This window comes from Amycolatopsis sp. MtRt-6, from assembly GCF_017308975.1.
Lineage (GTDB): Bacteria > Actinomycetota > Actinomycetes > Mycobacteriales > Pseudonocardiaceae > Amycolatopsis.
Map to the genome: position 1 here is coordinate 23517 of NZ_JADWPD010000053.1, position 21173 is coordinate 44689.

Annotated in this window: 22 protein-coding genes and 2 pseudogenes; 8 read left to right on the forward strand and 16 right to left on the reverse strand. The window is 71.4% G+C overall.

Annotation, left to right across the window (positions count from 1 at the left end; all coding sequences use genetic code 11):
• The first annotated feature begins 9 nt into the window (after positions 1-9).
• A complete protein-coding gene (locus I4Q55_RS49970) occupies positions 10-432 on the forward strand; it encodes a hypothetical protein (RefSeq protein WP_242548025.1) in 423 nt (140 codons plus the stop codon).
• A 35-nt stretch (positions 433-467) separates the two neighbouring features.
• Here I4Q55_RS49970 and I4Q55_RS47530 read toward each other — a convergent pair whose 3' ends face one another.
• Positions 468-1883, reverse strand: a complete 1416-nt coding sequence (locus I4Q55_RS47530; protein WP_307793500.1) for a hypothetical protein — start codon at positions 1881-1883, stop codon at positions 468-470.
• Positions 1884-2323: 440 nt separating this feature from the next.
• Here I4Q55_RS47530 and I4Q55_RS47535 point away from each other — a divergent pair, with 440 nt between their 5' ends.
• From I4Q55_RS47535 to I4Q55_RS47545, 3 genes are all read left to right on the forward strand, one after another.
• A complete protein-coding gene (locus I4Q55_RS47535; RefSeq protein ID WP_206797552.1) occupies positions 2324-2704 on the forward strand; it encodes a peptidase inhibitor family I36 protein in 381 nt (126 codons plus the stop codon).
• Between the two features lie 1305 nt (positions 2705-4009).
• Positions 4010-4354 (forward strand): hypothetical protein, encoded by a 345-nt coding sequence (locus I4Q55_RS47540; protein ID WP_206797553.1) that lies wholly within the window; start codon positions 4010-4012, stop codon positions 4352-4354.
• Positions 4355-4466: 112 nt separating this feature from the next.
• Positions 4467-4799 carry a hypothetical protein gene (locus I4Q55_RS47545; protein ID WP_206797554.1) on the forward strand — a complete coding sequence of 111 codons (333 nt, stop codon included), beginning with the start codon at positions 4467-4469 and terminating at the stop codon, positions 4797-4799.
• Positions 4800-5084: 285 nt separating this feature from the next.
• Here the strand turns inward: I4Q55_RS47545 and I4Q55_RS47550 are convergent, their stop codons facing one another.
• The 4 genes from I4Q55_RS47550 to I4Q55_RS47565 all read right to left on the reverse strand — a co-directional run bounded on the left by I4Q55_RS47550 (position 5085) and on the right by I4Q55_RS47565 (position 7319).
• Positions 5085-5480 (reverse strand): LLM class flavin-dependent oxidoreductase, encoded by a 396-nt coding sequence (locus I4Q55_RS47550; protein ID WP_206797555.1) that lies wholly within the window; start codon positions 5478-5480, stop codon positions 5085-5087.
• Positions 5481-5673: 193 nt separating this feature from the next.
• Complete coding sequence (locus I4Q55_RS47555; protein ID WP_242548026.1) at positions 5674-5850, reverse strand: hypothetical protein; 177 nt, start codon at positions 5848-5850, stop codon at positions 5674-5676.
• A 78-nt stretch (positions 5851-5928) separates the two neighbouring features.
• The gene (locus I4Q55_RS47560) at positions 5929-6369 is read right to left on the reverse strand and encodes an SRPBCC family protein (RefSeq protein ID WP_206797556.1); all 441 of its coding nucleotides are present in this window, start codon (positions 6367-6369) and stop codon (positions 5929-5931) included.
• 59 nt (positions 6370-6428) lie between these two features.
• The gene (locus I4Q55_RS47565) at positions 6429-7319 is read right to left on the reverse strand and encodes an AraC family transcriptional regulator (RefSeq protein ID WP_206797557.1); all 891 of its coding nucleotides are present in this window, start codon (positions 7317-7319) and stop codon (positions 6429-6431) included.
• A gap of 144 nt (positions 7320-7463) precedes the next feature.
• Here I4Q55_RS47565 and I4Q55_RS47570 point away from each other — a divergent pair, with 144 nt between their 5' ends.
• Entirely contained in the window at positions 7464-10142 is a 2679-nt protein-coding gene (locus I4Q55_RS47570) for a glycoside hydrolase family 9 protein (protein WP_206797558.1), read from the forward strand.
• 94 nt (positions 10143-10236) lie between these two features.
• On the opposite strand, the pseudogene I4Q55_RS49975 reads toward I4Q55_RS47570, so the two are convergent.
• Positions 10237-10802, reverse strand: a pseudogene (locus tag I4Q55_RS49975) (class II fructose-bisphosphate aldolase).
• Between the two features lie 87 nt (positions 10803-10889).
• Positions 10890-11210: a hypothetical protein gene (locus I4Q55_RS47580; protein ID WP_206797560.1), complete on the reverse strand. Its 321-nt coding sequence runs from the start codon at positions 11208-11210 to the stop codon at positions 10890-10892.
• Between the two features lie 279 nt (positions 11211-11489).
• Between I4Q55_RS47580 and I4Q55_RS47585 the strand changes: the two genes are divergently transcribed.
• Positions 11490-12086: a DoxX family membrane protein gene (locus I4Q55_RS47585; RefSeq protein ID WP_206797562.1), complete on the forward strand. Its 597-nt coding sequence runs from the start codon at positions 11490-11492 to the stop codon at positions 12084-12086.
• Between the two features lie 65 nt (positions 12087-12151).
• On the opposite strand, the gene I4Q55_RS49980 is transcribed toward I4Q55_RS47585, so the two are convergent.
• The 3 genes from I4Q55_RS49980 to I4Q55_RS47600 form a co-directional block, all read right to left on the reverse strand.
• Complete coding sequence (locus I4Q55_RS49980; RefSeq protein WP_242548027.1) at positions 12152-12736, reverse strand: hypothetical protein; 585 nt, start codon at positions 12734-12736, stop codon at positions 12152-12154.
• 121 nt (positions 12737-12857) lie between these two features.
• Positions 12858-13844, reverse strand: a complete 987-nt coding sequence (locus I4Q55_RS47595; protein WP_206797563.1) for a nitroreductase family protein — start codon at positions 13842-13844, stop codon at positions 12858-12860.
• 245 nt (positions 13845-14089) lie between these two features.
• Entirely contained in the window at positions 14090-15040 is a 951-nt protein-coding gene (locus tag I4Q55_RS47600) for a nitroreductase (protein WP_206797565.1), read from the reverse strand.
• Between the two features lie 186 nt (positions 15041-15226).
• Here I4Q55_RS47600 and I4Q55_RS47605 point away from each other — a divergent pair.
• A pseudogene (locus tag I4Q55_RS47605) lies at positions 15227-15590 on the forward strand (universal stress protein); the annotation flags it as partial.
• Between the two features lie 32 nt (positions 15591-15622).
• On the opposite strand, the gene I4Q55_RS47610 reads toward I4Q55_RS47605, so the two are convergent.
• The 6 genes from I4Q55_RS47610 to I4Q55_RS47635 form a co-directional block, all read right to left on the reverse strand.
• Positions 15623-16360 (reverse strand): hypothetical protein, encoded by a 738-nt coding sequence (locus tag I4Q55_RS47610; protein WP_206797567.1) that lies wholly within the window; start codon positions 16358-16360, stop codon positions 15623-15625.
• Complete coding sequence (locus tag I4Q55_RS47615) at positions 16357-16692, reverse strand: hypothetical protein (RefSeq protein WP_206797569.1); 336 nt, start codon at positions 16690-16692, stop codon at positions 16357-16359. Before I4Q55_RS47615 ends, I4Q55_RS47610 begins: the two co-directional genes overlap by 4 nt.
• Positions 16693-16696: 4 nt before the next feature.
• Positions 16697-17782 (reverse strand): acetate/propionate family kinase, encoded by a 1086-nt coding sequence (locus I4Q55_RS47620; protein WP_206797571.1) that lies wholly within the window; start codon positions 17780-17782, stop codon positions 16697-16699.
• A gap of 14 nt (positions 17783-17796) precedes the next feature.
• On the reverse strand, positions 17797-18147 hold the full coding sequence (locus tag I4Q55_RS49985) for an acetate--CoA ligase family protein (RefSeq protein WP_242548029.1): 351 nt from the start codon (positions 18145-18147) through the stop codon (positions 17797-17799).
• 130 nt (positions 18148-18277) lie between these two features.
• Positions 18278-19972: a GAF domain-containing sensor histidine kinase gene (locus tag I4Q55_RS47630; protein ID WP_206797579.1), complete on the reverse strand. Its 1695-nt coding sequence runs from the start codon at positions 19970-19972 to the stop codon at positions 18278-18280.
• A 223-nt stretch (positions 19973-20195) separates the two neighbouring features.
• A complete protein-coding gene (locus I4Q55_RS47635; RefSeq protein ID WP_206797573.1) occupies positions 20196-20834 on the reverse strand; it encodes a response regulator transcription factor in 639 nt (212 codons plus the stop codon).
• Positions 20835-20996: 162 nt separating this feature from the next.
• Between I4Q55_RS47635 and I4Q55_RS47640 the strand changes: the two genes are divergently transcribed.
• The coding region (locus I4Q55_RS47640) for a cytochrome ubiquinol oxidase subunit I (RefSeq protein WP_206797581.1) at positions 20997-21173 on the forward strand (177 nt) is incomplete at its 3' end.

Here is a 21173-nt window from a genome sequence, read left to right on the forward strand (position 1 = left end):
ATTTTTCAGGTGCGCCGCCAGCGCGGCCGGATTGGGGTGGTCGAACAGCACCGTCGCCGGCAGATCCAGCCCCAGTTCGGCACCGACCGCCGCCCGCAATTGCGCCGCGCGCTCGCGTACCACACCCATCCGCCGGAAGGGCTCCTCCGGATGGAAGCCACTGCCCGCACCATGCTTACGAATCACGTCGAGCATTCGACGATTTCGCGCGGATTCCGGAAGAGTGGCCAGCGTTCGGCACCACAGCTCTTTCACGGCCTCCGAGTCAACACCAGAAGCATGGTCGAACTCGGTCATGTTCGCAGTACTCCCCCAAAGATCCCCGCAGACACCGGCGATCGTAGCACCGAAACGGACAAAGCAGGACCGGAGGCAACCATCACGGAGCACAATACGATCCATAACCAGGGGAAATGGATGGAAAATGAATAACATGAAGGCGGCCGGGCTGGTTTCCCGGTACCGGCTCAGCCGCCGCGCGGGACGACCAGCTCCATGTGCATCGAGTCGGTGGACTCGCCGGTCCAGGCGACGCCGAGGTCGAACCCGTGCCGCGCCAGCGCGACCAGGAACTCCGCGTTGAAGTGCTCGCGTCCCGCCACCGGGTCGCGGGGGTTGAAGTAGCCCTTCTCCACCAGCTGCGCCATCGACGGCGTGTCCGCGACCGTCGCGGTCGTGGGCCGCTCGCCCTTCTTGCGCTTCGCGCTGCCGAACAGGAACGCCGGATCGCTCAGCTTGGTCCGCAAGGACGTCAGCCTCGCGAGGGTTTCCTTGGCGCCCACAAGGGGTTTGAGCCCGTCGAGGAGGGTTTGGGCCTGCTCGGTGACGCGCGTGACGCGTTCGCCGAACGTGCCGTCCGGCTCGATCTTCACCAGCTTCTCCCAGGCGGCGAGCCGGCCCCACAGCTTGGACTTCGCGTCCGGTTCCTTGCCTTTCACCTGGGCGACGGCCCGCCCCGCCTCCCGCACGGCCGCCTCGATCTGCGCGATCCGCGCGGTGAGCTGGGCCTTCGCGGGCAGCGCGGCCGGATCGAGGGCGGCCGCGGCCGCCAACGCGGTCAGGCGCTGCTCCTCGGTCGTGATCGCGGTCGTCCACGGCACGATCAGGCCCGGGACCTGGTTCAGCACCGCGGTCTTCTCCTGCGGCGCCGACGCCTCGAAGTACTGGGTCCGCAGCTCGAGGAACTGGTCGCGCGCGGCACCGAGGCTCGCCTGGAAGGCCTGCGAGGACACCGCCAGCCGCTGCGACTCGGCGCGGATCTTGTCCATCAGCGCCGCCGCCTCCGCCGGGGGCGCCTCCCCCGCGGCGGTCGCGTCGCCGGTCGCGCTGATGACGGCCCGCCGGGCCGAGTACTCGCCGAGCTGGGCGTTGCTGGGACCGCCCCCGGTGAGCCGGAGCAGCTCGGCCGTCTCGCCGCGGCCGATCCGGGGCATGTTGGTGGCGTCGTAGTCGATCGCGTAGCCGAGCGTGTGCATCGACGCGGGCGTGTAGTGGGTGTCCTTGGTGAACGCCTTCCGGAACGAGAACGCCACGGTCGAGGCCGGCCCGGGCCCACCGAGCGACGCGACCGCCGCCTCCAGCCGGGCTTTCGCGTCCCGGTGCAGGAACGGCCGCCCGGGCGCGGCGGACTGCTCGATGCCGCGGAAGTGCTCCAGCGTCGCCTCGTGGCTGCCGAACCATTCCCGGCCCGCGCGCAGGAAGTCCTGCTTCGCGGCCTCGGTCGCCAGCGGCACGCCACCGTTGCCGGAAAGCACATGCGCGGGCAGCCCGTCGACAGCGGCGAGCGCGGCCTGGTCGTCGAGATCGCGCTGCACGGTGACCAGCCGCGTGGTCGCGGCGTTCCCGGCGAGGCGCTGCAGCCGCAGCAGCGCTGGCTCCGCCACCGCGGAGCCCCGGTCAGGCTGGGCATCGCGCGGCCGGACGGCCGGTTTCCTGCGCACATGCTCCACAACCCGAGAATACGACCAGCCAAGACCGGCAACCACGACCACGGGGGCAGACCGGGCGGCCCGAAAGGGCCAGGCCCGACGGCGGTCACCGGGAGCGCGAGGTCGCCGGGGCCGAGGGCGCCGCCCGGAACCCGACCCGGCCGCCACTCGGCCGGCGCGCGCCACAGGACGGCACTCCTACCCCTACCGAACCCCCGAATTCGCCCGCGCGTCCCCGCCGAGTTGATACCGTCGTGGGGAGGAACTCGATCTTGCCAATCTGAGTACAGACCGTGATTCCCCTTGTCCACCAGCGGTCTGCTCCGTGCGAGGGCGACCCTTTTCCGGGTATCAGACGAAAGTATCGACACGGGAAACCCCGCAAAGGAGATTCGATGCCCAACCGCAGAACCCTGGCGAAAGCCGGCGCGGCACTCGCGGTCCTGATGACGTCGGCCGCCGTCCAGGTTGCCGCGGCGTCACCGGCCGGTGCCGCCGGCACCTGCAATGTCACCGACGCCTTGTGCATGTGGGACCAGACCGACTTCGGCGGCGCCACGCTCAACGTCAGCCCGTTGCCGCCCAACCCGAGTGCCTGCGTCAACCTGGCGGAGCACGGCTGGGGCAACCGGGTGCGTTCCGCGATCAACACCAGCAGCAAGACCGCTTCCCTGTTCGAGAGCACCAACTGCACCGGCCGCCCGTATCCCATCGAAGGCAACTCGGCCAAGAGCTCGATCACGTTCGGCGCCAACAGCGTTTGGGTGCAGCGCTAGCCGAGCGACCCGTGCCGGAACCGGGTCTTCCGGCAGTACAGGCATTCCACCGGCACCGAGGTCGCCGACCGGCCGGGAAGTGCGGCGATCCCACCAGTCTTCCCGGCCGTCCGCCCCCGGGCGCGGTGCTCCCACGGCTGGCCGAAAGCTTGAAAAGCGTGCCGCAGCAGCGCAAGCAGGTTGCCGAGCAGGTCGAAAGGCGAACACCCAGCCCGGACTGGCAACCGCCAGCTCAACCGCGCGTTCTTCCTCGCAGCATGGATCACGGCCCTCGCTCAGGCTCAACACAGCAACGAGAATGCCCGAGTTCGACATGACTCGATACCTTCCCGGCCCACGGCAGCGACTTCCTGGCTGCTGGCCCGTACGTACGGTGCTTGCCGAGCCGACCCCGGAGGTGGTCGTAGCGGCGGGTGGTGATCGGCCGGCCGTCGGCATACCGCAGCGCCATCAGCGTCGGTGAGGCCGGCTGCCGGCGAAGCGTCTCGCCCCTTCTCTTGCCGGAAGATCAGGCACTGGTCGGTCGAGGTCTTGCGGCCGGAGCGCGAGCACACCGCCTCACCGCACGCCGGCTCGAAGGTAGACGGCGGGGCGCGGCGACCTTGCCGGCCGGGTTGTCGGCCACGTCGATCAGCTTGTCGTTTTCGGCGTGCCGGTGCTCGCCTGCGCCGCGAGCGTTGCGCCGGGCCACGACGTTGACCTTCACGTATTTCACCCAGCTGCTTGATCTCCGACGAAGGTCAGCTCGTCAAGGCGGCGGTCGCCCCAGTGCTCGGCGATGCGGTCGGGATGCACCCCGCGAACCGCCCAGACGACGACCGGCGCCGAGAACGCCGCCCGCGGACTACCGGCGTCGCGCCGGTGAGCGGATCATCGCGGGCCCAGCTATCGGGTCGCTCACCAACGGCACCCGGGGCCGTGTTCAGCAGCACCTGTCAGCCCGCGCCGCGCGTGCGCCGTTCGCGCCCGATCGCTTGCCGGCTCGGCTGTCCACCTGTGCACAACCGGTCAGTTCGGACAAACGAGTGATCACGACACGTTCCGGTTGACCTATCGGAACTCCCGCTGCCATGATCGCCAAGTCGCGTTGATATGGGGGTATCGTGCACAGTCGCGCTCGAACGAAATCAGCCGCAGTCGATCACTGACCGTCACTGACAGGTCGACGGCTGCGTGTCTGCCGGCAGGGGTGTCCGGTTCGGACACTGATCTTTCCTGCCCAAACACCGGTTCCACATGACGCCCAATCGGCATTTCTTGCCGGCCATTTCCGACGCGATTTTTCCGACAACAAGGGGAGCAATCATGATTTCTCGCGCCAAGGGATTCGCGGCAGCCGCGGCAGCAGTGGCAGCGACGGCACTCATGCCCGCAACCTCGGCCCAGGCCACCACCTCGGCCACCTATGCAGAGTTCTTCGACAACGCCGGTTTCTGTTGCTCTTCGATCTACCTCAATGGCCCGACCCACTGCTACAACCTCCCAACCTACTTCGTGAACGTGATTTCTTCAGTCAAGTCCAACACGAGGTGGAAGCTGTACTCGCGCCCCGGATGCTGGTCCGACGCCCTCCTGCTCGAAGGCACCGGCGACGTTTCCAACGTCGGCTCCACCGCGAACGACCGCACGATCTCGGTCCAGGTGAGCTGAACCGGCGCGGACGGTCGGGCCGGAACCACAACACTTCAGACACAAACGACTTCGGGGGTTTCCAGTGAAGAAGGCAAAGGCACTCGCGGGCGCGGCCATCGCGGCAGGCGTCATGACACTGATTCCGGCAAGCGCCGACGCGGCCCAGACCAAGGTGGCGGCGACGTGCTACGTGACCCAAGGCGACTGGGGCATGTGGTGTGAGAACATCGCGAACATCCCGGCGTACTCACGAGCCACGTTCGACTCGCAGATCGTCGGCCGGGTCACCTCGTCGTTCAGCTTCTTCAACTGCTGGAGCGACGGCGCCTACAACGGCCGGAACAACATCTGGTACTGGGCACAGACCGACGACACCGGCGCCTACGGCTGGGTCTCGAGCGTCTACGTCCGCACACCGGTCGACCCCATGCGGGACAGCGTCTACCAGATGCGCCACTGCTGATCCAGGCCGGATCTCGTGAGGGGATAGCCGGCCAAAGCCTGTATTAGATGCTGGTTCCAGGAATGGGCCGGGCCTCTGCCAGTGATCTTGACACCGCGTCTCGATCATTCCCGGCAGAGGCCCGGTATCTCTTTGCAGCTGACGGCGGCGGTAATCGCCGGATTCACCCTCGGTCTGACGCCCGCCGTCCAGGCGAAGACCGACGATGTCGAACGAGTGCGCGTGCTTCGGCTGCCAGTCAAACGCAAGCACGCCCGTGCTGGCCGTCCAGCTTGTGAAACACCGCTACAGCACGGCATCCGCGAGGCGGGAGACCTCGTCGAGGTCGGCCACCGTGGGGTTGAGGACGAGCTCGTCCGCACCGAGCTCGTCGAACGCCTTCACCGTCGCGCGGACGGCATCCGTTCCACCGGAAAGGGTGCCGGCGATCATCGACGCGGTGTCGTCGCCCATGAAGGAGTAGTAGTCGCGCACTCCGGCCCGGCCCCGCTCGACGTCGCCGAAGGCGAAGTAGGCGATGCCGACCAGCCGCGGCGGGTCCTCCCGCCCCGCCTCCTTCCAGGCCGTGCGAGCGGCGTCGAAGGATTGGCCCACCATCTCGACCGGCACGGAACCACCGATGTAGCCATCGCCTTCGCGCGCGGCACGAGCGAGCGCGGCCGGGCTGGGGGTCGACGTCACGGACCTGGTTGGGCAGGCCGATTCCAATGTGCATTCTTCGGGATTCTCCTTGATCGAGGCGGCCGGAACGGGCGGGGCCACCATCCGTTGCTCCTCAGCATGGCCGCGAGGCAGGCCGCTCGGCGGAGCCACGCGGTGACGCTGCCCGCAAATACTCCGGATTCGGGTGGCCGCGGGCATGACACGGGTCGCGTCACGCCCGCCGGTTGACGACCCGCAGGATGAGCCACTGGTCGAACCAGGCGCCGGCGGTGGTCACGACGAGCATCACGAGGCCGAGGACCAGGTGCGTGTAGCTGTGCAGCGGCGCTGCGCTGCCGGTCAGCTTCGACAGTCCGAACTGCAGGCCCAGCCGCAGCGCGAACAGCACGGCGACGAGCGCGAGGGCCTGCTTGCTGCGATCCCGATCCCCGCGGGCCGGCGCGCGCTGAGCGGGCTCGCCCCCGGCTCAGGCCGCCCCGGCGGCGTGGCCGGCCAGCCCGGTCGCCATGTCCTGCATGAAGCGACGCAGGTAGCGCTGCAGGAACCAGCGCATCCCCCAGCGGGCCGAATAGGTGCCGTGCCACCGGATCCGCGTTCCGCCGCCGGGCAGCGCCACCAGTTCGACCGCTGCCCGGTAGCCGGACAGCTGCGGGTTTTCGACGCCCTCGTAGGCGAATCGGCGTTCCGGCTCCAGCTCCGTGACGCGCTCCTTGGTGACGACCTTTCCGGTCCGGAACGCGCGCACCGCGCCGACGCCGTCCCGGCCGCCGGGGGACAGACCGGCCGACTGGGTGGTCTCGAGGGCGTCGATGCGGGACCAGGCCGGCCAGCTGCGGGGGTCGAGCAACAGCGCCCAGATCGCCGCGGGCGGTGCCGCGGATTCGGCGGTGACGTCGTAGGACTGCATGAAGGCAGGCTAGGGCCGGTGCCGATCACGTGCCCAGACCCGCGATTGCGGTGTGCCGGTCAGGAATTGCGGTAGGCCGACGGGCGGATTCCGGTGTGGCGCACGAACGCGGCCGACAGGGCGCCGGGGCTGGTGAAGCCGCATCGCGGTGCGATCCGATCGAGTGTCAGGCCGGTTTCGCGGAGCAGCCGCTTCGCCTCTTCGACCCGCAGTTCGGTGAGGAACCGGTGCGGGGTCTGTCCGGTCGCGGCCCGGAACACCCGGACGAGGTGGTAGACCGACAGGTGCACCTCGTCGGCGAGGTCGGCCAGGGTGATCGGCTCGGCCAGCCGCTCGCGCAGGAACGCGACGGCGGCGCGCACGCGGGCGTCCTCCCGGGCCGGCGGCCGGCCGGCTCGGAGCCGCCCGTGCCGGGTCAGCAGATGCGTGGCCAGGAAGGCGGCCGCTGCCTCGGCGTACAGGTCGTCGGCCGCGCCCGGGGAGCCGAGCGCCCGTACCGTTTCCTCGAGCAGCGGATCGCCGGCGGCGACGGAGGCGGCCATGGCCTCGAAGTCCGGGACGTCGCCGCCGAGGCGCGCCACGACCGAATCGACGGTGTCGCGCGGGATGTGCACCTGGATGCTGCGCATGTCCGCGTCCCCGCGGTAGCGGCGGACGGTGGCCTGGTGCGGGATACCCAGCCGGCCCTGCCCGGGAAGCCACCGATCGCGCACGGCCCGGCCGCCGTCACGCGTCTCCAGCTCGGCCTGCCCGGCGACCGGGAGCACCAGGTGCAGGTCGGCCGCGGCGGGCAGCGCCATGTCCTCGACGACCGGGAGGTGCTCGAACCGCTGCACGAGCAGGGAGCGCCAGCCCGCGTCCTCCCAGCTGCAGAACGTCCGCCGGACGAAGCGTTCCGTTTCGAAGCCGGTGTAGGGCCGGAGGTCGAACCGGGTCGAGTCGAACACCATGAGCCGAGGCTACCCACGGCAGGACGGATCTTCGACCGGCTGATCGACGGGGCTGGTTGAGAGCGCTCCCAAACGGCACCTTGCTTCACCGGTCTCGGCTCTTTACCCTCACTCTGGAAGCGCTCCCAGATCCGAGGAGGCGGAGTGCGCACTTCGACGACGAAGTCGATTTCCCGGGCGGTCGTGGCACTGCTGGTGCTCGGCCTGAGCCTGGCGGTCCCGGGAGCACCCGCGAGCGCGGCCGGGAAGTTCAACTACGGCGAGGCGCTGCAGAAGTCGATCTGGTTCTACGACGCCCAGCGCTCCGGTGCCCTCCCCTCGGCCAACCGGGTGTACTGGCGCGGGCCGTCCGCGCTCGATGACGGCAAGGACGTCGGCCTCGATCTCAGCGGCGGGTTCTACGATGCCGGTGACCACGTCAAGTTCGGGCTGCCGTTCGAGTTCAGCATGACCATGCTCGCCTGGGGCGCGCTGGAGAACCGCACCGCCTACCAGAACTCCGGGCAGTGGCCGCACCTGCTGTCGAACCTGCGCTGGGGCGGCGACTGGCTGCTCAAGGCGCACCCCCAGCCGAACGTGCTCTACGGCCAGGTCGGCCGGGGCGACGACGACCACAAGTGGTGGGGCCCGGCCGAGACGATGGCCATGGCGCGGCCCGCCTTCCGTGTCGACACCTCCTGCCCCGGCTCGGACCTCGCCGGCGAGGCCGCCGCGCAGCTGGCCGCCGGCTCGATGGTGTTCCAGGCCGACGACCCCACGTACGCGGCCACGCTGCTCACCCACGCCAAGCAGCTGTACGCCTTCGCCGACAACTACCGCGGCGTCTACTCCGACTGCATCACCGACGCCAAGAACTTCTACAAGTCCTGGAGCGGCTACCAGGACGAGCTGGTGTGGGGCGCGATCTGGCTCTACAAGGCCACCGGCGACACCGGCTACCTGACCAAGGCGCGCACGGCGTACCAGAAGCTGGCCACCGAGCCGCAGACCACCACCCGCTCCTACCGCTGGACGCTGGCCTGGGACGACAAGTCCTACGGCGCCTACGTCCTGCTCGCCCAGCTCACCGGCGACCCCGAATACCTCGCCGACGCCAACCGCTGGCTGGACTGGTGGACCACCGGCGTCAACGGCCAGCGCGTGCCCTACTCCCCCGGCGGCCAGGCCGTGCTCGACCAGTGGGGTTCGCTGCGCTACGCGGCGAACACCGCCTTCGTGGCGCTCACCTACTCGGACTGGCTGCGCGCCACCGATCCCGCGCGTGCCACCAGGTACCACGACTTCGCCGTCCGGCAGATCGACTACGCGCTCGGCGACAACCCGCGTGGCGCGAGCTTCGTGGTCGGGTTCGGCGTCAACCCGCCGCGCAACCCGCACCACCGCACCGCGCACGGCTCCTGGGCGGACACCATCACCGAGCCGGCGCTGAACCGGCACACGCTGTACGGCGCGCTCGTCGGCGGCCCGAGCTCGGCCAACGACGCCTACACCGACGACCGCGGCAACTACACGATGAACGAGGTGGCCCTGGACTACAACGCCGGCTTCACCGGCGCGCTGGCCCGCCTCTACGGCGAGTACGGCGGGACGCCCCTGACCGCCTTCCCGCCGAGGGAAACCCCGGACGGCCCGGAGATCCTGGCGCAGGGCGCGCTCAACCAGCCCGACGGCGGCTCGTTCACCGAGGTGAAAGCCTACGTGCTCAACAAGTCGGCGTGGCCGGCACGCACGTTCACCGGCTCGCTGCGCTACTACTTCACCCTCGACGGTGCCACCACGCCCGGCCAGATCTCGGTGACGTCGGCGTACAACCAGTGCGACGCGCCGGCGGTGCGCCAGTTCTCCGGCGCCGTCTACTACGTCGAGGTGCCGTGCTCCGGCGGCGTCGCGCCCGGCGGCCAGTCCCGCTACCGCAAGGAAATCCAGTTCCGGATCACCAGCACCGGCACGTGGAACCCCGCCGACGACTGGTCCCGCACCGGCCTCGCGCCCAGCGGCAGCGCACCGGCGGACGCCTCGCGGCTGGTGCTCGCGCAGGGTTCCACCGTGCTGTGGGGCACCCCGCCAGGACCGTCCACAGGGGACACCACCCCGCCGTCGGCGCCCACCGGGGTCACCGCCACCCCGGGCAGCACCGGCGTCAACCTCACCTGGACCGCCGCCACCGACGACGTCGGCGTCGCCGGGTACGACGTCCTCGACGCGGCCGGCGCGACGATCGGCAGCACCACGAGCACCGGCTACCAGGTCACCGGTCTCACCCCGGCCACCGCGTACACGTTCTCCGTCCGCGCCCGGGACGCCGCCGGGAACCTGTCCGCCGCCGGCGGCCCGGTATCGGTCACCACCACGACCGGCGGCGGCAACCCCGGCACCGGTTCGCTCGCCGTGCAGCAGCGTTCCGGCAGCGGCACCACCGGCAACCAGATCCGCACCGGCCTGCAGATCGTCAACCGGGGCAGCACCGCGGTCGCCCTGACCGGTGTCACCGCGCGCTACTGGTTCACCGGCGACGCCACCAACCCGGGCTATCAGATCTGGTGCGACTACGCGGTCCTGGGCTGCGGCAACGTGACGCTGCGCGTCGTGAAGCTCAGTACGCCACGCCCGGGCGCCGACGCGTACGTGGAGGTCGCCTTCAGCGGCGGCACCCTCGCGGCCGGCGCGAACACCGGCGAGCTCCAGATCCGCGTGGCCAAGGCCGACTGGTCCCCGTTCAACCAGGCCGACGACCACAGCTACCGCGCGGCGACGGCGTTCTCCGACCTCGCCACCGCCACCGCCTACCAGGCCGGCACCCTCGCCTGGGGCACCGAGCCCTGATCAGCCCACGCGAGCCGGCCACTCGGCGACATCGGAGACCACCGCGGCGTCGACGTGCCCGGGCCGGGCGTAGCCGGCCGGGGTCGAGGGGCCGTCACCGGGTAGTCGCGGCCGCCCTGGCCGAGGAAGACCGGCACCGGCAGGGCCACCGTCGCCGCGACCGGGTCGTAGCCGCGCAGGTCGAGCCAGAGGACGCGGGCAAGCCGAACGGCAGCTCCGCCGGCGGGGTCTCCGGCGTCAGCCCGGGGCTGTCGACGAGCGCCGCCTGCCGTTCGAACGCCGCCACCGTGGACGAATCGAATGGGTCCGTGCGGACGCCGGGGGCGTGGGCGCCCTCCTTGCCGCCGATCTCGCCGAGCTCCGCCGCCACGCGGCAGCCCGCCGCGTGGCAGCGTTCGGCCACGGCCTTCGTCCGGGTCACGTTCTCCGTGTACGGCACGCGGCGGCGTCGAACATCACCGACGTGATGCCCAGGGCAAGCCCCTCGCTGATCAGCTCCTCGTCCTCGACGTGGTCGAGGTGGACCAGGACGGGCACGGTCGCGGTCTCCGCCAGCCGCAGGCAGGCGGCCGCGAACGGCGCGAGCGAACCGTGGTAGCGGACGGCGTTCTGCGAGATCTGCAGGACCACCGGGAGCCCGCACAGCTCCGCCCCGGCCACGACGGCCTCGGCGTGCTCGATCAGGATCGCGTTGAACGCCCCGATCGCGCGCCGCTGCGCGCAGGTCGTCCAGCAAACGGGCCCAGTTCATCGAATCCTCTCCACCTTGATGTCACGGATCCACCAGCCCGGCCTGCGCGCGCTCCTCTGCCCCTGACCCGGCTCGGCTGCGGCATGCCCGGCGACACCGAGCTCGGGAGGCCGGGCTCGGCAGCCGCACGTGCCCTGCACGCTCGTCGGTGTGCTGCTCAGCGTCATCCAGTTCGAGCGGTAGTCGAAACCGGCGGGGCAGTCGAGCCACAGCCGCCACTGGCCGCCGGAGCCGGTGCAGGTGGCACCGCCCTGTTCCGCGATCTTCCACTTGCCGCAGCTCGCCGTCACCGCCCACGCCGGCGCGGTGGAAACCACCAGGGCCGAACCGATCAGACCGGAAACGAAGACTGCGGCAAGGGCGCTCCCCGCGCACGCGCGACGCGGGACCCGGGTTTAACCGGCGGAGCCGCTTGACGGCGTCCCGGCGCCGGACGCGCACTGCGGCGAACGGACCAGCGCAGACCACCAGTGCTGAACCCGATCCAGCCTGCGAACGGGCGTCCAAGGGCCTCGCGGCCGGGGACCTTCGACCCCAGCCCACGCCGCCGCGACGGCAGAAGCTGAGGGCAACAACGAAAGAACGGAGGTTTCCCCATGTCCATCCGACCGGATGCAAAGAAGGCCACCGCGGGCCACCGGGCCCCCGAACCGACGGCCGTCCCCGATTTCGTCGCCGGCCCCACCGTCGCCGGGAAGTCCCTGGCCGCCCTGCGCATCGCCACCGGGTTCGTCTTCCTGTGGGCGTTCCTCGACAAGCTGTTCGGCCTGGGCTACGCCACCCCGGCGAAGGGTGCGTGGATCAACGGTGGCTCACCCACCAAGGGCTTCCTCAGCGGCGTCCACGTCGGACCGTTCGAGTCGACGTTCCACGCCTGGGCCGGCACCTGGTGGGCGAACTGGCTGTTCATGCTCGGCCTCGGCGCCATCGGCATCGCCGTCGTCGCCGGCATCGGCCTGCGGCTGAGCGCCGCCGCGGGCGCGCTGATGATGCTCATGATGTGGGCCGCCGAATGGCCGTTCGCCCTGAGCACCAGCACCGGCGAGGCGACGCGCTCCACCAACCCGATCGTCGACTACCACATCATCTACGCCCTGGTTCTCATCGTGCTGGCGGCCGCCGCGGCCGGGAACACGTGGGGCCTCGGCCACCGCTGGGCCGCCATCGTCGGCGACCGCAAGTGGCTGCGTTGAGAGCGATCCCACCCACGGGCGCCCGCGTTCCGGCTGTCCAGACCGGGAGAAGAAATGAAGGTGGATCAAGAACGTGACTGACACCCCGTGGAAGCGACCACCGTCCGATTCGGCTGGTGGCCGCTTTCCGGCGTCGGCGCCGTTTCCTTGTCCGGCTCCGGGACGGTTCGCGCCGGGATCACGACGACCGGGCAGCCCGCCTCGCGCAGGCAGTGCTCGGCGCCGACGGCTTCGATGACCACACCGGCGCTGCTCAGCGGCGGATCCACCGGGTTGCCGGTCCGGTCCACCCAGATCGTCGACGTTTCGCCCGTGAGCGTGCCCCGGGCGGCGGCCACCTGGCCGACGCGCCGGGTTCCGTCGGCGAGCACCCAGGTCGCGTCGGTGGTTCGACCGCTGCCGACGACGCCGGCGCGCGAGTTGGCCGCCATGGGCGGTCCGTCGGCGAGCAGGGTCGCGGTGACCCGGGTGCGCTCACCCAGCTGCTGCGCGGACCGCACCTGTTGCCGCACGTACGTTTCCGAGCCGAAGCCGGCGGCCACCGGCAGCGCGGCGAGGGCGAGCAGCACCACGAAGACTCCCACGCCGGCCTGGAACCGGTCCGAAGCCCGCGCGACCGAGCCGCGGCCGGGCAGAATGGTGCGCCACATCCGCATCGGTTTCGACGACGCGCTCATCCTCCTGGCCCTCCGGTCGGAAGTCGTTGGTACCGCAAGGATCAGCGATTTCCCAGACCGTTCGAAGAGGCCTTGGTCCGGCCGTGCCTGAGTCTCATTCCGCCGGCACGTCCGACCCGGCGCGGTGGGTCAGCACGTCCTCGACCGGCCGGCGGCTCGTGAGCCGCGTCGGGTAGCCGTAGCCGATGCGCAGCAGGGTGTGTGGCTGCCCGAGCCCGGCGAAGAGGCGGTCGAGCGACGCCCGCGTGCGCGGGGTTTCGAACGGCTGCGACAGGAACGACGTCGCCAGGCCTTCCGCGGTCGCGGTCAGCAGCACCCGCTGCATCGCCATCCCGGCCCGCACCTCCGCGTGCGGCCCCCGGTCACGGGTCAGCACCGCGCCGAGCAACGGCTCTCGCTCGAACTCGCGGGCAGGCAGGTCCTCGTTCTCGTGCGACGCCCGCAACGAGACGACGCCATGGCCGTGCGGCGGCGGCCCAGACGCGGTTTTCGGGACGCCGTCGGGGCTGTCGGCCTCGCGGTGCGTCCAGTGGGCGGCTTCCGCCCGGAACGCCGAGTCCTCCGCCTGCAGCGCCTCCGCCTGCCGGACCAGCGACGCCACCGGCGTGTAGCGGCCCGACGCGTCGAGGTACTCGACCTGGCCGCCTTCCTGCAGCGCCGCGGACTTGAGCGCCGACCGCACCGCGGACGGCACGTCCTTGTCCAGCATCGGGCGCCGGTTGGTGTGCCGGCGGAACACGGCCTCGGCGAGCTTGCGTTCGGCCGCGGTGGACTTCTGGTTGCCGTCCAGCCGGACCACCGCGATCAGATCGGGCTCGGCCGGGTCCGGCAACATCCGCACCTGCACCGCGAGCCCGTTGGCCCGCAGGCAGATGACCAGGTTGAACGCGGCGGCACCGCACGCCAGCCGCGCCTCCCGCCCGTGCGGATCGGCCACGGTGAGCAGGCGCTCGCGGTCCAGCCACACCTCGATCACGTCGTGCTCGACGACGAACCGCCACGGCTGGGTGTTGTGCGGCGACGGCGCGCGCACGGCCGAGGCGAGGGCCTGGTCGAACACACCGGGCAGTGGTCGGCTCATCGTCGGCTCCGGTCTCCTGGGGAACGAACACACCCAGCATCACCGGCGCCGGCGTCCGCCCGCGACAGCCACGCGTCACGAGCCGGAGGGACCAAAGACCTTCGCGTGCCCGGGGCTGGGACGGGTTTCGGCCGATCCGTGCGATGCTCGACCCCGTCACAGCAGGCCACGCCCGGGCGAACGCGTGCGGTCGCCCGGGCCGGCGCCTGCCGAACCGGCGAATTCGCCGGTGGCGCCCAGTGCGGTCACAGCGGGAGCCGTGGTGAGGGCGCCGCCGGACCGGCGGGGTGTCCGTACCGGAAGATCGCCTGCGGCACGCCGGGCAGGGCCAGCTCCGACGCCAGCCGCGCCCGGAAGCCGGTCAGGTGCAGCGGCTGGGTGATCACCGAACCGACGAGGGCCTTGACCGTCGCGGTCAGCCAGACGCGCTGCAGGGCCGCGCCGGCGGCGAGGTGGTCGGCGCGGGTATCGGTGTCGGTGCAGACGATCAGGAGGTTTTCCGCGGCCGGCCGGCCGGCGAGCACGACGTCGTCCGGGACCGGGGTAGCGGTGCGCACGAGGCCGGCCACCGGCAGGGCTTCCGGACTCAGCGCGTCCTCGGGGATGCCGTCACCGACCGCGTTCCCGCCGTGGGTGTGCGCGGTCCACAGCTCCAGCTCCCGCTGGTAGCCGCGGTCGTCACGGAGCACGCGGGTGGCGAAGCCGAACAGCTCGGCCAGCTTGTCCAGGCGGCCGGGTTCGACGAGGTGCACGCCGGTGGCCTCGCCGGCCACGGTCACCGCGGCGCGGACGCCGCCGGGCACCCGGCCGGGGAAGAACGCGCGCCGGTGACTGCGGCGCCGGGGAATGGCGTGGTACAGCGCGAAGTCCCGGGCCGAAGCCGGGCGGGGACGGCCGATCGTCACCGTGGCCACCACATCTCCACCGTCGCGGTACTCGACGTGGCAGTCCCGGCCGAGCGCGCGCACGGCGAGTTCGAGGTCGGTGAGCGCGGCACCGCAGGACAGCAGCCGATCGCGGCCGAAGGGGTCGTGGCGGCGCAGCGCGGTCCTGGGCCGCACCGCGAGGTCGACCTCGGTGCCGCGGACGCGCAGCTGCCACGGCTGGCTGTTGTGCACCGACGGCGCGCGGCTCACGGCTCGCGCGAGGAACCCGAGCTGCTCGGTGGTCAGTGCGGCCGGTGTGGCGGTGGTCATCGCGATCCCTCCCGTCGCGGAGCCGGACGCTCCGCCGGTTCATGGTCGCCGCGGCGACATGACCGGCACCGGAGCACAACGGCCCTCGGTCCGGCGGAATTCGTCCCCTACCGACGCACGCCTGCCACGCCGCACGATCGAGACAAGACCGGAGGAAAGAAGGCAGGTCATGGATTCACCCGCTGGCACGCCGGCGACACGGTCCGCGCGATCCTCGTCCGGCCGCGCGACACGCTCCTGCCCGGGACGTCGTTCGCGATCCAGCCCCACGGTCGCGTGCCGGAGGCCGGCTACTCGCTGGACGAGCACGTCGCCCACCTGGCTATCGACACCGCGGCCCAGCTGGAGACCCGCACGGTGCACGGCGACCCCGCGACCGAACTGGTCACCGCGTCGGCGGACGCGGACCTGCTCGTCCTCGGCACCCACCGCGGCGGTGCGCTGACGGGCCTGGTGCTCGGCCAGCGTCGGGCGGGAGTGCGTGCGGTACTCGCGGTGCCCGGTCGTGGTCATCACCCCGGAGACCGCCCACCGGCCGGCTCCGGCCTGAATCCGGGGCACCGCCGGTTCTGAGGTGCGTGGTTATCCCGCGTTCCTTCGCTTCGGCGTGGCGAGGCCGATCAGCAGCAGTCCTTGCGGGATGCCGGGTAGCAGCGATTCTTCGACGTACCGGGCCCGTTCCGCGGGCGTTTGGACCGGCAGCGGAATCTCGTGGGAAGCGAAGCCGCGGACCGCCGCGGCCAGGCGGGTCGCGTGCAGGGCGGCACCGGCCAGGACCTGGTGGCGGCGGCTGTCGCCGGGGGTGGTGACCAGCAGGGACGACTGGCCGGTGAGGTCCGCCCCGAGCTGCGTCAGCGTCGGTGCCCACTCCGGGCGCACGATCCGGACGTCGGTCTCCGGCCAGAAGCCTGTACCGGCCAGCGCGTCCAGCACGGCCAGGCTGACCGGCCGCCACGGCTTGCCCTGGCCGGGCTCGCCCAGCTTGCCCAGCGCCGCGTACCGCGCCCATTCGCCGCTGGACGGACCACGCGGGCCGGCGACCCGGACGACCGCCACGACGTCGGGGCGGGCCGGGTCGTCCGGGAAGGCCACCACCGGCTCGCGACCCAGCACCCGCACGACGGTCCAGACCGTCGACAGGGCCGCACCGCATCCGAGCGACGCGGCCCTCCCGGCTCGCTCGCGGCGGGCGGAAGGCTCGGTCAGGGCGATCTCGTCCGGCCGGACCTCCGCGACGCACCGGTTCGGGCCGAGCCGCACCAGAGCGTCGCCGAGGACGGCACGCGACGAGCGGTCCCACCGGAACGCAGGCGAAATCATCCGAGGACGCCGAGTTCTCCCGACGCGGCCCGGCAGGTGGCCAGGAGGCCGTCGACGTCGACCACGGTGACGCGGTTCTCCAGACCCGGCGGTACCTCGGCCCGCACGCACACGTCCGGGGACACCAGCGCGACGGGCACGTGGTCGCGGACCGCGCAGACGAGGTCGGGCTGGGCGAACGGCTCGTCGAGCGGACAGCGGCCACCCGGCGCCGGCGCGCGGCGGACCCCGGCGCGGCTGTGGCACCGGCTGACCAGGCAGCCCGCGTCTCGCAGGGGCTGGACGAGGAAGCCGGAGTCGCCGAAGGCGGATTCGGTCAGGAGGACGTGCATGGGGTCACATCGCGGGCACTCGGGCGAGCGCCGCTTCGGCGCCGCGGGCCAGTTCCAGGTCTTCCCGGGGCAGGACGATCAGGGCGGGCACCGGCGAGTCCGGTGTCGTGACGACCCGGTCGGTTTCGGTGTGCGGGGTGTCCCCGGCCCGCAGACCGAGTACTCCCAGCCGGTCGACGACCGAGGTGATCAGCCCGGGCTGGTGCTCGGCGACGCCGCCGGTGAAGACCAGCGCGTCCAGCCGCGACAGGCTCATCGCGGCCGCTCCGATCTCGCGGCACAGCCGGTGCCGGTAGACGTCCAGGGCCACCAAGGCGTCGGCGTCGCCGCGGGTGGCCGCGGCCAGCACGCGCCGCAGATCGCCGTTGGTGCCCGTCATCCCGGCCAGGCCCGAACGGTGGAACAGCGCGTCGGCCAGCTCGGCCGCGCTCATCGGCGCGGTCTGCATCACGTGCAGCAGCAGGCCCGGGTCGACCGAGCCGGACCGCGTGGCCATCATGGCGCCTTCGAGCGGGGTGAAGCCCATGCTGGTGTCGACGCCGCGGCCGTCGCGGATGGCCGTCACCGACACCCCGGCCCCGACGTGGGCGCAAACCAGCTGCAGGTCTTGCGGCGCCTGGCCCAGCAGTTCACCGGTGCGACGCAGCGCGTATTGACATGACAGGCCGTGGAAACCGTAGCGGCGCAACCGGTTCTGGGCGGTCCACGCCCGCGGCAGCGGATACCGGGCCGCCGCTTCCGGCATCCCGGCATGGAAAGCGGTGTCGAAACAGGCGATGACCGGGACGTCCGGCAGCAGGCGACGGACCTCGCGGGTCACCGACAGCGACAGCGGCTGGTGGTTCGGTGCCAGTGGCGTGAGCCGTTCGAGGTTCGCCAGCAGGACGTCGTCGACCCGCGCGGGCGCTTTCTGCGAGCCGCCGTGGACGAAGCGGACGGCGACCGCGTCCACATCGGACCAGCGGCGGACCGCCTGGGCAACCACGCCGGGAACGGCCATGTCCCACGCGGCCCAGCCGACCGCCGCACCGCCGGCGACCAGCGACACCTTCATGCTCGACGAGCCCGGGTTCAGGGTCAGGACACGCACGGTTTCCTCCGGTTTCAGTCGCGCAGGCGGCGCAGGAACGGGTCGGCGGACACATCCGGCTCGAACCGGGCGCGGACGTCAAGTGCCACGCAGCCGTCCGAGCGCACGCGCACCGGGTTGAGGTCCAGCTCGGCCAGCTCCGGCACCAGCTCGGCCAGGCGGCTGACCTTCAGCAGCAGCTCCCGCACCGCCGCCAGTCTGTCCAAACCGGACGGCCGGGCGCCGAAGAACCGGAAGTAGGTGTCCTGCTCGGTGAGCCTGGTGCGCAGGGCGAGCACCTCGGCGGTGTCGGCCGGGTGCAACGGGCGCACCAGCACCACGTCGCCGTCCGCGAGCAGGGCCCGGGAGCCCGCCTCGACGCTCATTGTTTTCTCCTCTCGGCGACGACGGGCGTCGCACCACAAGGAGACCTCGGGCACCGGCTGCCGCGACGCGGCCGGACTGCCCGAACTCCGAGGACCTTCGTCACCGGAACCCGCCGGGTGGGCGCGACCGTCAGCCGACCGGGGCCGACCACTCCAGTTTCAGGCCGCCCGCCGGGACGGCGTCGACGGAGAACTGCCCGCGCACGACCTCCGCGCGGTCGCCGAGGTTGCCGAGCCCGCTCGGCGAGACGTCGTCGGGCAATCCCTTGCCGTCGTCGACCACCACGACACGGACCATGTCGTCCTTCACCGCGACCGATACCGACAACGTCGCGGCTTCGGCGTGCCGGACGGCGTTGCTGACCGCTTCACGGACGACTGCTTCGACGTGCTCGGCCAGCTGGGTGGGCACCGTGTCGAGCGGGCCGGACATGCTCACCGTCGGGTGCACCGGGGCGTCGTCGGTCAGCTCGGCGATCGCGTCGTGCAGCCGGTGCCGCAGCCGCTGGCCCGTCTCCCCCGCGACGCCGCCGTGCAGGTCGAAGATCGCCGTGCGGATCTCCTGCACGATCTCGTGCAGCTGCTCGATGCTGTCCCCGAGCCGCTTCTGCAGCTCCGGCGACTTCGTCCGCCGCTGCGTGCTCTGCATCGACAACCCCACCGCGAACAGCCGCTGGATGACGTGGTCGTGCAGGTCGCGGGCGATCCGGTCGCGGTCGCCCAGCACGTCCAGCTCGCGGGCGGCTCGCTGCTGGGCCGCCAGCTGCAGCGCCAGCGCGGCTTGGTCGGCGAAGGAGGCCACCACCGGCAGCTGGGTCGACTCGAACGACGTGGCCCCGGATTCCCGGATCGCGATGAGCACACCCGTCGTCCGGTCCCCCGCCCGCAGCGGCACGACCAGCGCGGGCCCGAAGCGGTGCTCGCCCAGCCGGAGCTCGGGAACGCTGCGGGGTGTGCGGTCCCGGAACACCGCGCCCGGCACGCTGCTCTCGAGCTCGATGTGCAGGCCCGACAGCTCCGCGGCCCGGGCGCCGGCGCTGACGGTCACGGTCAGGTCGTCGACCTCGTCGCCCCAGTCCTCGTCGACGTCGAGGCGCCCCGAGTTGGGCAGGGCGAGCATCGTGACGTCCGAGCCGGTCAGCTCCAGCGCCCGGCTGGCGATGGTGGTCAACGCCTCGGCCGGGTCGGTGCCGCCCAGCAGCTCGGTGGTCACCTCGCTCGTCGCGGCCAGCCACTGCTGCCGCACCCGCGCCTGTTCGTACAGGTGGGCATTCTCGATCGCGATCCCCGCCGCCGCGGCCAGCGCCTGCACGACAACCTCGTCGTCGTCGGTGAACGGCTCCCCGTTCTTCTTCTCCGTCAGGTACAGCCGGCCGAACACCTCGTCGCGCACCCGCACCGGCACCCCGAGGAACGAATGCATCGGCGGATGGTGGGCCGGGAAGCCCACCGACGCGGGATGGGACGAGATCTCCTCCATCCGCAGCGGCTTGGCCTCGTCGATGACCACACCCAGCACCCCGTGGCCGGTCGGCAGGTCACCGATGAGCCGGCGGGTCTCGTCGTCGATGCCGAGGTAGATGAACTCGGCCATGGAACCGTCTTCGGCGAGCACCCCGAGGGCGCCGTACTTGGCCTCGCCGAGCTCCATCGCGGCCTGCACGATCCGCCGGAGCGTGGTGTCCAGCTCCAGCCCGGAGGCCACGGCCAGGACGGCGTCGAGCAGGCCGTCCATCTTGTCGCGCGTGCCGATCAGCAGCTCGATCCGGTCCTGCAGGTCGCGCAGCACCTCGCGCAGCCGCAGCCCGGACAGCGTGCCCGCCATCCGCCGCGGACCGGGGCCGTCCGCCGCCGGATCTCCGAACTCGTCAGCCGACACCCTGTTCCAACCTCCGCGTCACCGGTCCCGGCCGCACCGCCGGTGAGCCACCCGTACGACAGTGTGCCCGCCCCCGGCACCGCGGGGAAACCAGGACCTTGCCATCACCTCGATCGGCCTGCTGGACCCCGATCAGGTGAAGTCCGCCGACGGCCGCGGCCGGAGGGATTCACTCGCCCTGGTTGCGGAGTTCGGTGGCCAGGACCGCGGCTTGGGTCCGGCGTTCCATCCCGAGTTTGGTCAGCAGCCGGGAGACGTAGTTCTTGACCGTCTTCTCCGCCAGGAACATCCGTTCCGAGATCTGCCGGTTGGTCAGGCCCTCGCCGATCAGCTCCAGCAGCTTCCGCTCCTGGTCCGACAGGTCGGCAAGGGGTCCCTTCTTGGTCTGGCTGTCGCGCAGCTTGGCCATCAGCGCCGCCGCGGCGTGCGCGTCCAGCAAGGACTTCCCGGCGCCGACCTCGTGCACCGCCGAGACCAGGTCCATGCCCTTGATGTCCTTGATGACGAACCCGCTCGCGCCGGCCAGCACCGCGTCCAGCATGGCCTGTTCGTCGGTGAACGAGGTCAGCATCAGGCACTTCAGCTCCGGCAGCTTCGACCGCAGCTCCCGGGCCAGCTCGATCCCGTTGCCGTCGGGCAGCCGGACGTCCAGCACCGCGACATCCGGGTTCAACGCCGGAATCCGGGCCAGCGCCTGCGACACGCTGCCGGCCTGGCCGATCACGGTGAGGTTCTCGTCCTCGTCCAGCAGGTCGGCGACCCCTCGACGGACGACCTCGTGATCATCGACGAGAAACACCCGAAGCATCCGACCTCCTGAGAACGGTTCGACAGGGATCAGCGTACGACCGCGGGGCCCTTGGCGGCAGGGACCCGAGACCGTTCGGAAAGTGACCAAGGACCCTCTCGCCGGACGGCCCCCCGCCCCGATGCTTCCGTGGCAACAGCGTCCGCGTGAGCAGGAGAACCGATGAGCAACCTCGACCTGGCGCGATGGCAGTTCGGGATCACCACCGTCTACCACTTCATCTTCGTCCCGCTGACCATCGGGCTGTCGTTCCTGGTCGCCGGGATGCAGACGGCCTGGGTGCGCACCGGGAACGACCGCTACCGCCGGATGACGAAGTTCTGGGGAAAGCTGTTCCTG